Below are 14,965 nucleotides of genomic sequence, written 5' to 3'. Positions count from 1 at the left end.
TTAATTAGCTATTTTGCGTTTCGCGTCAGACATGTTGCCAACAGTTTGCAAATTTGCCGAAAAACCCTTTGGCCGAACCCCGCGACACTATATGGTCCGTCCAAATTTCACAGGGGATAATCGCGATGAAAGACATCCTTTCCGAACTCGAGGATCGCCGCGGCGCCGCGCGGCTGGGCGGCGGGAAAAAACGGATCGACGCACAGCACGCCCGCGGCAAGCTGACGGCGCGCGAACGGATCGAACTCTTGCTCGATGAGGACAGCTTCGAAGAATTCGACATGTTCGTCAGTCATCGCTGCACCGATTTCGGGATGGAACAGCAAAAGCCCGCCGGCGACGGTGTGGTGACGGGATGGGGCACGATCAACGGACGCATGGTATATGTCTTCAGCCAGGACTTCACCGTGTTCGGTGGATCGCTCAGCGAAACCCACGCGCAGAAGATCTGCAAGATCATGGACATGGCGATGCAGAACGGGGCGCCGGTGATCGGCATCAACGACTCGGGCGGGGCGCGAATCCAGGAAGGCGTGGCCTCCTTGGCGGGCTATGCCGAGGTGTTCCAGCGCAACATCATGGCCTCGGGCGTGGTGCCGCAGATCTCGGTCATCATGGGTCCGTGCGCGGGCGGCGCGGTCTACAGCCCGGCGATGACCGACTTCATCTTCATGGTCAAGGACACGTCCTATATGTTCGTGACCGGTCCCGACGTCGTCAAAACCGTGACCAACGAAGTCGTGACCGCCGAGGAACTGGGCGGCGCCTCGACCCATACCCGAAAGTCCTCGGTTGCCGATGGCGCGTTCGAAAACGACGTTGAAGCGATGGCCGAGGTGCGCCGGCTGGTCGATTTCCTGCCGCTCAACAATCGCGACAAGCCGCCGGTGCGCCCGTTCTTCGATCAGCCGGATCGTCTGGAGATGTCGCTGGACACGCTGGTGCCGGAGAACCCGAACACGCCCTACGACATGAAGGAGCTGATCGTCAAAGTGGCGGACGAAGGCGATTTCTACGAGATCCAGGAAGACTTCGCCAAGAACATCATCACGGGATTCATCCGCCTGGAAGGCCGCACTGTCGGTGTTGTCGCCAACCAGCCGATGGTGCTGGCCGGGTGCCTGGACCTGGACAGCAGCCGCAAGGCGGCGCGGTTCGTGCGCTTCTGCGACTGTTTCGAGATCCCGATCCTGACCTTTGTCGATGTTCCGGGTTTCCTGCCCGGCACCAGCCAGGAACACAACGGTGTCATCAAGCACGGCGCCAAGCTGCTCTTTGCCTATGGCGAGGCGACGGTGCCCAAAGTGACCGTGATCACCCGCAAATCCTATGGCGGAGCCTATGTGGTGATGGCGTCCAAGCACCTCAGGGGCGATTTCAACTATGCCTGGCCGACGGCCGAGATCGCCGTGATGGGCGCCAAGGGTGCGACCGAAATCATCCACCGCGCCGATCTGGACGATGCCGAAAAGACCGCGGCGCACACCCAGAACTACGAGGACCGCTTCGCCAATCCATTCGTTGCGGCCGAGCGCGGTTTCATCGATGAGGTGATCATGCCGCATTCGACGCGCCGCCGGGTGTCGCGGGCTTTTGCCTCGCTGCGCAACAAGCAACTCAAGAATCCCTGGAAGAAACACGACAACATTCCGTTGTGAGGCCATCGGGTGCGGCATTGCCCACCCTCACGGAGCGAGCCATGACCAAACTCTGGCAGAACCAGGCATTCACCGTGTCCCACGCCGACAATTCCGCATTTGTCGGCGAAGGGTTGCGGGCCTTTTTCGAGTACCGTGACCTGGGTATTCGCGCGGCGACGCAGGGCCGGTTCGGGGCGCATGTCATCCGGGCGGTGCCCGGCATGGAAAGCCCCGGTGCGTGGCATTCGCACGATCTGGACTTCCAGATGGTCTATGTCACCAAGGGATGGGTCGTCTTCGAGTACGAAGGGCAGGGGGAACACGTGCTGCGCGCCGGGTCGTGCGTGCTGCAACCGCCCGGCATCGTGCATCGCGAAGTCCGGCATTCCGATGATCTGGAACTGATCGAGATCATCTCGCCCGCGACTTTCGACACAAGGGACGAAGGCGAACCATGATCCGGTTCGGGCAGAATGGAACCGTGCGCGCCCACCGCGCCGCACCTGCAACCCCGGCAAGAGGAGCCCGCCGCCGGCGGGGCCGGGGTTGCGGTCTGAGTCTGACCGCGCTGCCCATCGTTTTCGGCTCTTTCGCCTGGGCCGAAGCCAACCTGCCTGTACCGTCGGGTCAACCCGTCCGCCTGCAGGAGGTTTTGCTTGACAGCAACCCCGGCGAACTTTGGGTCCGTTTCCGCTTTGTCGCGCCCAAGATCGGCGCGAATGCGGGGCAGATCGGGTATGACGTGGCCAGCGTGGACATGGAGCATCTGTGCGAGACGCTGGCGGTTCCCTATGTGGTACGGCACCAGCTGGAACCGGCCCGGGTCATCATTTCCCTGGCGGATCGCGACCTGGAATTCGGTCAGTCGGCACTGGATGCGACGCAGTTCTTCGAGGCGTACCGGCTGGAAGAGACCGCCTGCATTTGGGAAGGGCTCTGAACGATGGCAATTGCGCCCAATTTCCGGCAGAAACTTGCGTCTTTGAAGGCACACCCCTCGGGCACGTGCAATTCCGGATGTTTTTCTTCCTTTTTTTCGGATACGGTCTGCCGTGATCGCGGAACCGTGATCTCAACCTCGGAATTGAGGCAGGTGGGGTATGGATGCCCCGCCATTTTTGAAAGCAAAGTCAGGAGACATAGATGTCGAAGTGCATCAAATTCCTCGCAATGGTGGCATTCGTTGGAACCGTTGCCGCGTGCGGACAGCAAGAAGAAGAAGTCATCGTGGTCGAACCGGTCACGACCGAGCCGACCTACACCGGCAAGCTCTGATTTCGGTGCAGGACCGGTCCCACGGCCGGTCCTGACCCAGCCGGCGGCCCCGCACCGGGGAGGGCTGCCATGCTGAAGCATCGCGGTTTTCCGAGCCGCCTGCCCGGAACCGATTTCCAGTTCACCATTCGCCGCGCCAATCCCAAGGGCGTGACGCCGCTGACCCGCCGCGAACGGTTCCGCGACCGCAAACCTGCGGACCGCCGGGCCGATTCCGCCTTCCTTCAGGCGCTTTGGGATCATTTCGGGGACCAACCCTTCGAGCGCGGCAATCTGGATGCAGGACGTTTGAGCTGGCTGTTCGGGCGTGAGGTGGTACCGGCCGAAGACCCCTTTGATCCAGCAAGTTACGAGGCGTTGCTGGTCCTCGACTTGGATGCGGCGCGCCTGTCGTTTCCGGATGTGTTCGGGGAGGGCGAATGATGGCGCCGACCCGCGAAACCGCACCGGCGCGCGTGCAACGTACCAAGGGGCTCGTCTCCTCGATCGGCGCAAAACCGCGCGTGCATCCTGGGAATGGGCAGAAACTGGCCGGATTCCCCGAACCTGATTTCGGGATATTGGCGCAGCCTCGGGAACAAAGCACAGTGGTCGGGCCGTGCGGCACTTCTTTGCCTGCGCCGCACTTGCACCTACTATTCCGTACCCCTTCCTTCGGCGGGCGGGTCCATGCCTTCAGCATCGACCGGCCCGTCTTTTTCCTTTGGCAATTTTCCGCCACAACGCGGCAGGGATTTGCGCAGGCCGACGCCATACGCCGAATTTTCTTGCAGCACACCGCAAAACGACGGCAACACGCGCAGGAGCAGTCAACAAGGATATTGGGGTGGCACTCATGCGGAAAACACGCTTCCTTTCGGTCTTCGGCCTGTGCGCCGGGCTTGCAGCCTGCGGCGACACGACCGGCGAGCAGGCACTTTTCGGCGGCAGCGCAGGGTTGTTGGGCGCGCTCGTCCTCGATGCGAACCCGGTGCTTGGCGCAGCGGCCGGCGCAGCGGGCAACCTGCTGTATTGCGAAGTGCAGAAGACCTGCAACTGATCGGAAAAACCTGAATCTGGCCGTTTCCGGCCAGTCGGAACGCACGTGGAACGCCGTTCCGGGCAGTCATGTCCGGGGCGGCGTTTTGCGTCTGAAACCACCCAAGACAAAGGACGTTCAATGTTCGACAAGATCCTGATCGCCAACCGGGGCGAGATTGCCTGCCGGGTCATCAAGACGGCGCGGAAGATGGGTATCGCCACCGTCGCCATTTACTCGGATGCGGACAAGCAGGCGCTGCATGTCCAGATGGCCGACGAAGCCGTCCATATCGGACCACCGCCGGCGAACCAGTCCTACATCGTGATCGACAAGGTGATGGACGCGATTCGCCGGACCGGGGCACAGGCCGTGCATCCCGGCTACGGCTTTCTGTCGGAGAACGCCAAGTTCGCCGAGGCGCTGGAGACCGAAGGTGTGGCGTTTGTCGGCCCCCCGAAAGGCGCGATCGAGGCGATGGGGGACAAGATCACCTCGAAGAAGATCGCTCAAGAGGCGAATGTCTCCACCGTTCCCGGCTACATGGGCTTGATCGAAGATGCCGACGAGGCCGTGAAGATCAGTCAGCAAATCGGCTATCCGGTGATGATCAAGGCCAGCGCCGGTGGCGGCGGCAAGGGGATGCGGATCGCCTGGAACGACGACGAGGCGCGCGAGGGTTTCCAGTCGTCCAAGAACGAGGCTGCCAGCAGTTTCGGTGACGACCGGATCTTCATCGAGAAATTCGTCACCCAGCCGCGCCATATCGAGATCCAGGTGCTGTGCGACAGCCATGGCAACGGCATCTATCTGGGCGAGCGGGAATGCTCGATCCAGCGCCGGAACCAGAAGGTCGTGGAAGAGGCGCCTTCGCCGTTCCTCGATCCCGACACGCGCAGGGCGATGGGCGAACAGGCGGTCGCGCTGGCCAAGGCCGTGGGCTATTCAAGCGCCGGTACGGTCGAGTTCATCGTCGATGGCCAGAAGAATTTCTATTTCCTCGAAATGAACACCCGCCTTCAGGTCGAACACCCTGTGACCGAACTGATCACCGGTGTCGATCTGGTTGAACAGATGATCCGCGTGGCGGCCGGAGAAAAACTGTCGATCACGCAGGACGACGTGACGCTGACCGGCTGGGCCATCGAAAACCGGCTTTATGCCGAGGATCCGTATCGCAACTTCCTGCCGTCCATCGGAAGGCTGACCCGCTATCGTCCGCCGGCCGAGATCGCGGCCGGACCGCTGCTGACCAACGGCAAGTGGCAGGGCGCGGCACCCGAGGGCGCGACCGCCGTCCGCAACGATACCGGCGTCTACGAGGGTGGCGAGATCTCGATGTATTACGATCCGATGATCGCCAAGCTGTGCACCTGGGCGCCGACCCGCGAGCAGGCGATCGAGGCGATGCGCGTGGCGCTGGACAGTTTCGAGGTCGAGGGGATCGGCCACAACCTGCCGTTCCTCAGCGCGGTGATGGACCATCCGAAATTCGTCAGCGGCGACATGACCACCGCCTTCATCGCCGAAGAATACCCAGACGGGTTCCAGGGCGTGACCCTGCACGAGGACGACCTGCGCCGCATCGCCGCCTCTTGCGCGGCCATGCATCGGGTTGCCGAGATACGACGCACCCGCGTTTCGGGCCGCATGGACAACCACGAACGCAAGGTGGGCACCGAATGGAAGGTCAGCCTACAGGGACACGAATACAACGTCGTGATCGCGGCCGATCCAGACGGATCGACGGTCACATTCGAGGGCGGCGGCTCCTATCGCGTGACTTCGGACTGGACGCCGGGCGACCAGCTGGCGACGCTGGAGGTGGATGGCGCCCTTCTCGTTCTCAAGGTCGGGAAGATCTCGGGCGGGTTCCGCATCCGCAACCGGGGCGCCGACCTCAAGGTGCATGTGCGCACCCCGCGACAGGCGGAACTGGCCAAGCTGATGCCCGAGAAACTGCCGCCGGACACCTCCAAGATGCTGCTCTGCCCGATGCCGGGACTGATCGTGAAGGTCGATGTCGAGGTGGGGCAGGAGGTTCAGGAGGGCCAGGCGCTCTGCACCGTCGAGGCGATGAAGATGGAAAACATCCTTCGGGCCGAAAAGAAGGGCACCGTCGCCAAGATCAATGCCGGCCCCGGCGACAGCCTTGCCGTGGACGACGTGATCATGGAGTTCGAGTGACCGGGATTGTCCCGGTCGCGCCTTCGGGAAAGGTCAATCTTGCCGGACGGATCGAAATACGCACCGATACGGGTTCCGACGGGCTGCGCGATGCATCAATTGCCTTCGCGCCGTTCGCGGACCTCGCGTTCGCGCATCGGTGTCTTGTCGATCGAGCGGCTGATTTCACGGACGCTCCACGGGGACGGTTTGCGGAGCTTGACCACGCCGTCCTTGTCCACCAGCACCATCTGGAATCCGCGCGGGCGCAGCTTGCTGCGCACCGGTGATCGGGCCTTGGGATCGGTATCGGTCAAAACCACCACGTCGCGGTCCCGCAGCATGTCCTCGCCCTGCCGCAGCATCTCGATCTGCTGCTGGAACCGGGGATCGGCAGGCGTGTCGGAAAACACGACGATGGGCCGGTTGATCCACAGAAACTCGCTCAGATCGCTGTCGCCCGCGGGACGGATCAATTCGTCCTCTGCCGGCAGCGTGCCATCCGCCGCAACAGCCATGACGGGGATTAGTGCAGAGAAAACAATGGCTAGCGTGCGTATCATTCGGTCTCCTGTCAGATTGAATATAGACGGAGTTGCGGCGATTGCGACCGCTGAAATGCGCCCGGTCCGCAAAAAGTTTAACATTAATCGCTTCGTCAGGGGTTCGGCATGACGGTCGTCGTGATCCCGTTGATGCGGCCGCGCAAGGCCGCCCGACCGAAAGGCGAAGCCATGGATGTCATTCTGCATGTCGGAGCGCATCGCTGCGCCACCACCAGTTTTCAGCACTACCTGCGGCGCAACGCCGGGTTCCTGGCGGCGAACGGGATCGGATTCTGGGGGCCGATGCGGGTGCGCGGCACGGTCCTGCCCGCTATCGAGGAGTCCCGGAGGTCAACGGTGGTTAAGCCGGATGCCGCGACGCGGCTTGCCAGAACGGCAGGACGCGGGGTGGAGCGCCTGATCGTGAGCGACGAAAACATTTCGGGCACGATGGCGGGCAATCTGCGGCTGGCATCGCTCTATCCGGCAATCGGCACGCGGCTGGCCGCGGTTTCTCGGCTTTTCGGCGGTCGCGTTTCGGATCTCGTTTTCAACATCCGGAGCCTGGACCAGTACTGGGCCTCGGCCATCGCCTTCCGCATGGCCAAGAGCCACAGAGCCCCCGGCCGCACCCGGCTGGGTCGCATCGCGCGGCATGGCCGGAGCTGGCGCAACGTGATCACCGAGGCCGCAGCCGCGGTGCCGAACGCCCGCGTATGGGTGCTTCCGTTCGAGGAGTTCGCCGGCGCGCCGGACGCGCAGCTTTGTGCCGTCCTGGGCCGGCCGGTGCCCAAACTTCACGCCGCACGGCAGCTCAACGCCGTTCCGCGTCCGTGGGCGAACCCTCTGGCGGCCGCCCAGGCAACGCTCGGCGGTTGCGCCACGCCGTTCACGACCGCGCAGGTCGCGCGGCTGCGCGCGCGCCATGCCGAAGACCTGACCTGGCTGGCCACCGGGGCCGACGGCGTGGCCGACCTTGTGCACTCCCCATTCAAGAACACAGACGGGGCAAACCTTGTCCTGACCCCAACGACAAGAGGAAATCAAGATGACCAAGACCGACGACTGGCGCGCGCTGGCTGAGAAGGAGTTGCGCGGCCGTTCCGTTGACGACCTGACCAGGACGACGCTGGAAGGCATCCCGGTCAAGCCGCTTTACACCGAGGATGACACCGCCAACCTGCCGCACATGGGTACGTTGCCGGGCTTTGCGCCCTTTACCCGCGGCGTCAGGGCGACGATGTATGCCGGGCGCCCCTGGACCATCCGCCAGTATGCAGGTTTCTCGACCGCCGAGGAATCGAACGCCTTCTACCGCCGCAATCTGGCGGCCGGTCAGCAGGGCGTTTCGGTGGCGTTCGACCTGGCCACCCACCGCGGCTATGACAGTGACCACCCGCGCGTGGTGGGCGACGTGGGCAAGGCGGGCGTGGCGATCGACAGCGTCGAAGACATGAAGATCCTGTTCGACGGCATTCCGCTGGATCAGGTCTCGGTCTCGATGACGATGAACGGCGCGGTGATCCCGATCCTGGCGAATTTCATCGTCACGGGCGAAGAGCAGGGCCATGACAAATCCGTGCTGGCGGGCACCATTCAGAACGACATTCTGAAAGAATTCATGGTGCGCAACACCTACATCTACCCGCCGGAACCGTCGATGCGGATCATTTCGGACATCATCGCCTATACCTCGGACCACATGCCCAAGTTCAACTCGATCTCGATCTCGGGCTACCACATGCAGGAGGCCGGGGCGAACCTGGTGCAGGAGCTGGCCTATACCCTGGCCGACGGGCGCGAATACGTTCGCGCCGCCATCGACGCGGGCATGGACGTGGACAAGTTCGCGGGCCGCCTGTCGTTCTTCTTTGCCATCGGCATGAACTTCTTCATGGAGATTGCCAAGCTGCGCGCCGCGCGCACCCTGTGGCATCGGGTGATGACCGAGTTCGGCGCCAAGTCGGAACGCTCGAAGATGCTGCGCACCCATTGCCAGACCTCGGGCGTGTCGCTGCAGGAACAAGACCCCTACAACAACGTGATCCGCACGGCCTATGAGGCGCTGAGCGCGGTTCTGGGCGGCACCCAGTCACTGCACACCAACGCTCTGGACGAGGCGATCGCGCTGCCCACCGATTTCTCGGCCCGGATCGCCCGCAACACCCAGCTGATCCTGCAGGAAGAGACCGGCGTGACCGACGTGGTCGATCCGCTCGCCGGGTCTTATTACGTCGAAAGCCTGACCAACGAGTTGATCGACAAGGCCTGGGCGCTGATGGAAGAGGTCGAGGAGATGGGCGGCATGACCAAGGCCGTGGAAAGCGGCATGCCCAAGCTGCGGATCGAGGAAAGCGCGGCCCGCCGTCAGGCGATGATCGACCGGGGCGAAGAGGTGATCGTCGGCGTCAACAAGTACCGCAAGGACAAGGAAGACCCGATCGAGATCCTCGAGGTCGACAACCAGGCCGTCCGCGAAGCGCAGATCGCCCGGCTGGAGCGCATCCGCGCGACCCGGGACGAGGCTGCCTGTCAGGCCGCACTGGATGAACTGACCCGCCGCGCGAAAGAAGGCGGCAACCTGCTCGACGCGGCGGTCGAAGCCGCCCGCGCCCGCGCATCCGTAGGAGAAATCAGCATGGCGATGGAAAAGGAATTCGGCCGTCATCGGGCCGAGGTGAAAACGCTCGCCGGAGTGTACGGCGCGGCCTATGAGGGGGACGAGGGCTTTGCCGCGATCCAGAAGGCGATCGAGGCGTTCGCCGAGGCCGAAGGCCGCCGTCCGCGTTTGCTGGTGGTCAAGATGGGGCAGGACGGGCATGACCGCGGCGCCAAGGTGATCGCCACCGCCTTTGCCGATATCGGCTTTGACGTGGATGTCGGCCCGCTGTTCCAGACCCCGGCCGAAGCCGCGCAGGACGCCATCGACAACGATGTGCATGTGGTGGGCATATCCAGCCAGGCCGCGGGCCACAAGACGCTGGCGCCGCAGCTGGTCGAAGAGCTGAAGAAGGCCGGTGCCGAGGACATCATCGTGATCTGCGGCGGCGTGATCCCGCAGCAGGACTATCAGTTCCTGTACGATCACGGTGTCAAGGCGATCTTTGGCCCGGGGACCAATATCCCCGAGGCGGCGCAGGACATCCTGCGGCTGATCCGCGAAGCGCGCGGCTGATCCGTGTTCGAGGGAGCTGTCTGCCCCCTCTGCACAATGCCCGCGGCATTGTGCATTCACCCCCGAGGATATTTTGCGCCAGATGAAGCGAGCGGGGATGGGATTTTTGTGCTACCGGATGGCAATCCGGCCAAAGTGGGAAAGGCGGAGGCTCTGCCATGGAACTCGATCATCTCGCGGTTGCGGCGGCGACGCTGGACGAGGCCGTTGCGCATGTCGAGTCTGCGCTGGGCGTCCCGCTGCAACCGGGCGGGCGGCATGACAAGTTCGGCACGCATAACAAGCTGTTGGGACTGGCGGGTGGGCTGTACCTGGAGGCCATCGCCGCCGACCCCGACGCGCCCGATCCGGGCCGGCCGCGCTGGTTCGACCTGGACAGTTTCAGCGGCGCTCCGCGCCTGATCAACTGGATATGCCGCGTGCCCGATCTGGAGGCGGCACTGGCGGCGATGCCGGAGGGCGTGGGCACCGCGATCGAGCTGACCCGCGGCGATCTGCGCTGGACCATGGCTGTGCCCGATGACGGGCGGTTGCCGTTCGACAACCTGTTCCCGGCGCTGATCCAATGGCGGGGTAGACTGCACCCGGCGGCGATGCTGGCGCACAGCGGCTGCGCCCTGAGGCGGCTGATCGTGTCGCATCCGCAGGCAGACGGCCTCGCGGCGATCCTGGGAACGCTCGAGCGGGTGGACTTCACCACGGGCCCGGCGGGATTGCGGGCCGAGATCGAAACACCTGACGGGCTGCGGGTTCTGGAATGACCGTTCGTCCCGCCCGGTCGGAAGACGCTCCCGCGATCGCGGCCATCGCGAATACGATCATTCGCGACACCCTGATCACGTTCACGACCGAGGAACGCACTGCGGCCACGGTCGCCGCCGAGATTGCCGCGGCAAAGGGATGTTTCCTGGTGGCGGAACGCGAAGGACGGGTTGTCGGCTTTGCAAGTCTCGGACCGTTTCGCGGCGGACCGGGATACAGGCACAGCATGGAGCATTCGGTACAGATTGCGCCGCAGGCGCGCGGGCAGGGGATCGGGCGCGCCTTGATGCAGCGCCTCGAACAGGCCGCGCGCGACAGCGGCGTGCATGTGCTGGTCGCGGGCATCTCGGCCGAGAACCCGGCCGGCATCGCGTTTCATGCCGCGCTCGGGTTTGACGAGGTTGGCCGGATGCAGCAGGTCGGGCGGAAATGGGGCCAATGGCTGGACCTTGTGCTGATGCAGAAAATTCTTGCCGACGAGGTTTAGGTCGCACCTGACACCGACCGACCGGCAGGCTAGGGTGACACCATGTCGATCTGGAGCCGCATAACCGACGCATTGAGCGCCTTGAGGCAGGGCGAAAGCCTGGCCGAGGTGTTCGAGCGTCTGCGCACGCCCCCCGAGAAATCGGTGGCTTTCGCGATTGCCGTGATCGCGCTGGGGGCGAAGATGGCCAAGGCCGACGGGCTGGTCACGCGCGACGAGGTTGCGGCTTTTCGCGAGGTGTTCCAGATCGCCCGCGAGGACGAGGCCGGGGCGGCGCGCGTGTTCAACATGGCCCGCACCGATGTCGCCGGGTATCAGGAATATGCGCGCAAGATCAAGCGGATGTTCGACGACGACAGCACGACCCTGTGCGACCTGATGGAAGGACTGTTCCACATCGCGATGGCCGACGGGTTCTACCACCCCGGCGAGAACCGGTTTCTCGAAGATGTCAGCCGGATATTCGGCCAGACCGACACCCAGTTTCGGGCGCTGCGGGCACGCTTCGTGCCGGATGCGCCGGCCGATCCCTATACCGTGCTCGGGGTGCCGCCGGACATGCCGATCCGCGAAATCCGCAAGGTCTGGCGGCAACTGGTGCGGGAAACCCATCCCGACGCGATGCTGGCGCGCGGGGTACCCGAAGAAGCGATCCGTCTGGCCGAGAAGAAGATGATCGACATCAACCGCGCCTGGGACGAGATCAACGGCGCCAGGGTCTGATCCGATGCGGCTGGCGACCTACAACGTGGAATGGTTCGCCAACCTCTTCGACCGGGACGATCGGTTGATCGTGGATGACGAGTGGTCGGGCCGGCACGACGTCACCCGCGCGCAGCAGGTCGAAGCGATTGCCAAGGTACTGACCGCCGTGGATGCGGATGCCCTGCTGGTGGTCGAGGCGCCCAATACCGGGCGCAGCCAGAACACGGTGCGCGCCCTGCAGGGATTTGCCGACGCGTTCGATCTTCGCACCCGCAGGGCAGTCATGGGATTTGCCAACGAAACCCATCAGGAACTGGCGCTGCTGTTCGATCCGGATCGGATCGACGCCCGGCACGATCCGCAGGGCGCGGAGACAGGCAAGAAGGGCAGCGCCGATGCCCCACGTTTCGACGGAACGTTCCGCATCGATCTGGACATCGACGCGACCGAGGATCTGGTCCGGTTCTCCAAACCGCCCATCGAGCTTGCGGTCCGCACCGCCGCCGGCAACGAGATCCGGGTGATCGGCGCGCATCTGAAATCCAAGGCGCCCCATGGCGCGGACACCCGTGACGAGGCGATCCAGATGTCGATCGCGAACCGGCGCAAGCAGCTGGCCCAGGCCATCTGGTTGCGGCAGCGGATCGAGCGGCATCTGGTCGATGGCGAAGACGTGATCCTGCTGGGCGATCTGAATGACGGCCCCGGTCTGGACGAATTCGAGCACCTGTTCGGGCGATCCTCGGTCGAGATTCTGCTTGAGGCCGGGCTGTTCGATCCGCACGCCGCCAAGGCGACCCAATTGCGGCCGGGGCCGCTCCCGGCAACGGCGCGCTTCCAGCTGCCGGGCGAAGCGCGGTTTCTTCAGGCGCTGCTCGACTACATCATGATCAGCCCCGGCCTCAGGGACAAATCGCCGGTCTGGCGCATCTGGCATCCCTTCGACGATCTGGAATGCTGGCGGCTGCCGGAGTTGCGCGAGGCGTTGCTGACCGCTTCGGACCATTTTCCCGTCACGCTGGATATTGACCTTTGAACGTCCTGTCCCGCCCACCTATATTTCGGTCATGCGACATCTCGTTGCCATCGCCGCGCTTTTCGCGCTGACGTCCGGTCCGGCCCATGCCCAGGAGGACGACGGGAAATCCCTGATGGAGCAGGGGGCCGAACTGTTCCTCGAAGGGTTGCGGCAGGAAATGGAACCGGCCTTTGACGGCCTGCGCGATCTGGCGCTGCAATTCGGACCGTCGATGCGCTCCTTCCTTCAGGAAATGGGGCCGGCGCTGGCTGATCTGGCGCAGGACGTTCAGGATTGGAGCGCCTACGAAGCGCCGGAGATGCTGCCCAACGGCGACATCATCTTGCGGCGAAAGCAGCCGCTCGACGCGCCCGGTCCCGACGAATCGCTGCCGCAAGACCCGGCGCCCGAGGGGGAAATCGACATCTGAAGCGCGCCCGGTACGCCGCTCAGCCCCTCACGATGACCCGCACCTCGGAGTCCAGCGCATCCGCCAGAGAGTTCAACCGCGCCTCGGCAACCTCGCTGTAGAGCGGCACCGTGTCCTTTGGCAGGACCAGTTCCAATTCCCGTTTCTTGGGATAGAATCGAAGCTTGCCCATCCTGACATCGTGCTGCATCCACAGCATCGCCCCGAAGCGCATCGCTTTTCCCAGGATTTCCGCCTGCTGCTGGCTCTTTTCGTCCAGTAGGGCGTAAAGGGCTTCGAACTGGCTGGTGTCGCGCTTGTTGCGGTACCGATGCTGGAGCGCGAGGCCGATGAATATCCGCTCGGAGTGTTTCAGGCCACCCAGATTGGCCCGCGTCACATTGTCGAAACAGATTTCCGCGCGGTAATCGGGATGCGCCCGCCACGAGACATCGTGCAACAGGCACGCGGCCTTGATCAACCGCACCTGCGTCGGCGGGGCGGATTTGAACAGCGGCATCACGAAATCGAACAGATGCTTGCCGAATCCGGGCAGGCGCGCGTCCTTGGATTCGGCAAAATAACTGGCTTCGATCAGCGGATCGCGGTCGCGCAGGCGTTGGGGCATCTGTTCGTACAACAGCCCTTCGCGGATGCCATAGCTGGAAATCGCGATGTCCTTGGGTTTGAAGGTGCGGATGAGCCGGGTCAAAACGTCCATCGCATAGGGAACCAGCGCCATGCGGGAACCCGATACCCCAGCCCGCGCACGCAGCTTTTCCGGGTCGGACTTTTCGATGAATTTTATGGTTTCGCGCACCTGTTTGGTGGTCATGCGGTATTCGTGCAGCACCTTCAGCGGATAGTTTCGCCGCAGCATGTCGATCCGGGCAAAGGCGCGCCAGCTGCCACCGACCAGAAACAGCCTGTCCCGTTGCGGGCCGAGCTTGTCGCGCAGATCCTCCATGACTTTCTTGATGTGCTCCTTGCGCCCGCGGCGACCGCCCTTGATGTCGCGCAGTTTCAGCGGCCCCAGCGGCGAGCTTACGCGGCGGCCAACCTTGCCGTCCCCGATCTCGGCCAGTTCCATGGAGGCGCCGCCGATGTCGCAGATCAGCCCATAGGCGCCGGGCCACCCCAAGAGAACGCCCTGCGCGGAAAGGCGGGCCTCTTCCTCGCCGTCTATGACCGAAATATGCAGGCCGATCTCGCGCCGGATCTCCTCGCAGAAGTCCGGCCCGTCCTCCGCCTCGCGGACGGCGGCGGTTGCGACGGCGTGAAGCGGTGGCAGGTTCAGATCCTTGGCCAGACGCTGAAACCGTCCGAGTGCCGCCATCGCCCGTGTCCGGCCGGCTGGGTTCAGCCGCCCGGTCTCGGACAGTCCGGCACCGAGCGCGCACATGACCTTTTCGTTGTAGAAATAGGCCGGCGACCGCGCCGCGCCGTCGAAGACGACCATGCGGACCGAGTTGGACCCGACATCCACCACACCCACACGGGACAGGGCACGAGAACTTGGATCATCGAACAGGGGCCTGCCAAACGGCCCCCAGTCTGGAACGGCGGTTTCGACTGGTTGTTCCATCACTTCCCTGGTCTTGCCGCCGGCAGGATGCGAAATCGCCGGGATCGGGTCAATTGCCGGTTCAGGCCGCACCTGCGTCATAGTTGAGCACCCTTGCCGCCAAGGTCCGCGTGATCTCGCGCTTTTCGGTCAGGGACAGATGGTCGAGCCGGTCCACCACCTCGGCGGCGGCCTCAAAGC

Annotated in this window: 16 protein-coding genes; 14 read left to right on the top strand and 2 right to left on the bottom strand. The window is 63.8% G+C overall.

What is annotated here, in order from left to right:
• The first annotated feature begins 125 nt into the window (after positions 1-125).
• The 7 genes from AC2FNJ_RS16380 to AC2FNJ_RS16350 all read left to right on the top strand — a co-directional run bounded on the left by AC2FNJ_RS16380 (position 126) and on the right by AC2FNJ_RS16350 (position 6,120).
• Complete coding sequence (locus AC2FNJ_RS16380; protein WP_496765745.1) at positions 126-1,658, top strand: acyl-CoA carboxylase subunit beta; 1,533 nt, start codon at positions 126-128, stop codon at positions 1,656-1,658.
• Between the two features lie 41 nt (positions 1,659-1,699).
• Positions 1,700-2,098 carry a cupin domain-containing protein gene (locus AC2FNJ_RS16375; protein ID WP_496765743.1) on the top strand — a complete coding sequence of 133 codons (399 nt, stop codon included), beginning with the start codon at positions 1,700-1,702 and terminating at the stop codon, positions 2,096-2,098.
• Entirely contained in the window at positions 2,095-2,580 is a 486-nt protein-coding gene (locus AC2FNJ_RS16370; protein WP_496765742.1) for a DUF6497 family protein, read from the top strand. The genes AC2FNJ_RS16375 and AC2FNJ_RS16370 overlap by 4 nt, the downstream gene beginning before the upstream one ends.
• A 203-nt stretch (positions 2,581-2,783) precedes the next feature.
• The gene (locus tag AC2FNJ_RS16365) at positions 2,784-2,915 is read left to right on the top strand and encodes a hypothetical protein (RefSeq protein ID WP_496765741.1); all 132 of its coding nucleotides are present in this window, start codon (positions 2,784-2,786) and stop codon (positions 2,913-2,915) included.
• Positions 2,916-2,984: 69 nt separating this feature from the next.
• Entirely contained in the window at positions 2,985-3,338 is a 354-nt protein-coding gene (locus AC2FNJ_RS16360) for a hypothetical protein (RefSeq protein WP_496765739.1), read from the top strand.
• 412 nt (positions 3,339-3,750) lie between these two features.
• The gene (locus AC2FNJ_RS16355; RefSeq protein ID WP_496765770.1) at positions 3,751-3,954 is read left to right on the top strand and encodes a hypothetical protein; all 204 of its coding nucleotides are present in this window, start codon (positions 3,751-3,753) and stop codon (positions 3,952-3,954) included.
• 120 nt (positions 3,955-4,074) lie between these two features.
• Positions 4,075-6,120 (top strand): ATP-binding protein, encoded by a 2,046-nt coding sequence (locus tag AC2FNJ_RS16350; protein ID WP_496765737.1) that lies wholly within the window; start codon positions 4,075-4,077, stop codon positions 6,118-6,120.
• A 95-nt stretch (positions 6,121-6,215) separates the two neighbouring features.
• On the opposite strand, the gene AC2FNJ_RS16345 is transcribed toward AC2FNJ_RS16350, so the two are convergent.
• Positions 6,216-6,662 (bottom strand): DUF4174 domain-containing protein, encoded by a 447-nt coding sequence (locus tag AC2FNJ_RS16345; RefSeq protein WP_496765736.1) that lies wholly within the window; start codon positions 6,660-6,662, stop codon positions 6,216-6,218.
• Between the two features lie 108 nt (positions 6,663-6,770).
• On the opposite strand from AC2FNJ_RS16345, the gene AC2FNJ_RS16340 reads away from it, so the two are divergent.
• The 7 genes from AC2FNJ_RS16340 to AC2FNJ_RS16310 all read left to right on the top strand — a co-directional run bounded on the left by AC2FNJ_RS16340 (position 6,771) and on the right by AC2FNJ_RS16310 (position 13,221).
• Positions 6,771-7,727 (top strand): hypothetical protein, encoded by a 957-nt coding sequence (locus AC2FNJ_RS16340; RefSeq protein ID WP_496765734.1) that lies wholly within the window; start codon positions 6,771-6,773, stop codon positions 7,725-7,727.
• Complete coding sequence (gene scpA / locus AC2FNJ_RS16335; RefSeq protein ID WP_496765733.1) at positions 7,693-9,819, top strand: methylmalonyl-CoA mutase; 2,127 nt, start codon at positions 7,693-7,695, stop codon at positions 9,817-9,819. The genes AC2FNJ_RS16340 and scpA overlap by 35 nt, the downstream gene beginning before the upstream one ends.
• Before the next feature lie 158 nt (positions 9,820-9,977).
• Entirely contained in the window at positions 9,978-10,580 is a 603-nt protein-coding gene (locus AC2FNJ_RS16330; RefSeq protein WP_496765731.1) for a VOC family protein, read from the top strand.
• Positions 10,577-11,068, top strand: a complete 492-nt coding sequence (locus tag AC2FNJ_RS16325) for a GNAT family N-acetyltransferase (protein WP_496765730.1) — start codon at positions 10,577-10,579, stop codon at positions 11,066-11,068. Before AC2FNJ_RS16330 ends, AC2FNJ_RS16325 begins: the two co-directional genes overlap by 4 nt.
• Positions 11,069-11,110: 42 nt before the next feature.
• Positions 11,111-11,791 carry a TerB family tellurite resistance protein gene (locus tag AC2FNJ_RS16320; protein ID WP_496765728.1) on the top strand — a complete coding sequence of 227 codons (681 nt, stop codon included), beginning with the start codon at positions 11,111-11,113 and terminating at the stop codon, positions 11,789-11,791.
• A gap of 4 nt (positions 11,792-11,795) precedes the next feature.
• Entirely contained in the window at positions 11,796-12,809 is a 1,014-nt protein-coding gene (locus tag AC2FNJ_RS16315; protein ID WP_496765726.1) for an endonuclease/exonuclease/phosphatase family protein, read from the top strand.
• A gap of 31 nt (positions 12,810-12,840) precedes the next feature.
• Positions 12,841-13,221 carry a hypothetical protein gene (locus AC2FNJ_RS16310; RefSeq protein WP_496765725.1) on the top strand — a complete coding sequence of 127 codons (381 nt, stop codon included), beginning with the start codon at positions 12,841-12,843 and terminating at the stop codon, positions 13,219-13,221.
• Between the two features lie 19 nt (positions 13,222-13,240).
• Here AC2FNJ_RS16310 and AC2FNJ_RS16305 read toward each other — a convergent pair whose 3' ends face one another.
• On the bottom strand, positions 13,241-14,785 hold the full coding sequence (locus AC2FNJ_RS16305) for a Ppx/GppA family phosphatase (RefSeq protein ID WP_496765724.1): 1,545 nt from the start codon (positions 14,783-14,785) through the stop codon (positions 13,241-13,243).
• Positions 14,786-14,965: the final 180 nt, after the last annotated feature.

It is taken from the genome of Ruegeria sp. BHSB196 (genome assembly GCF_059613135.1).
This window is presented reverse-complemented; position numbering and strand designations above follow the sequence as displayed.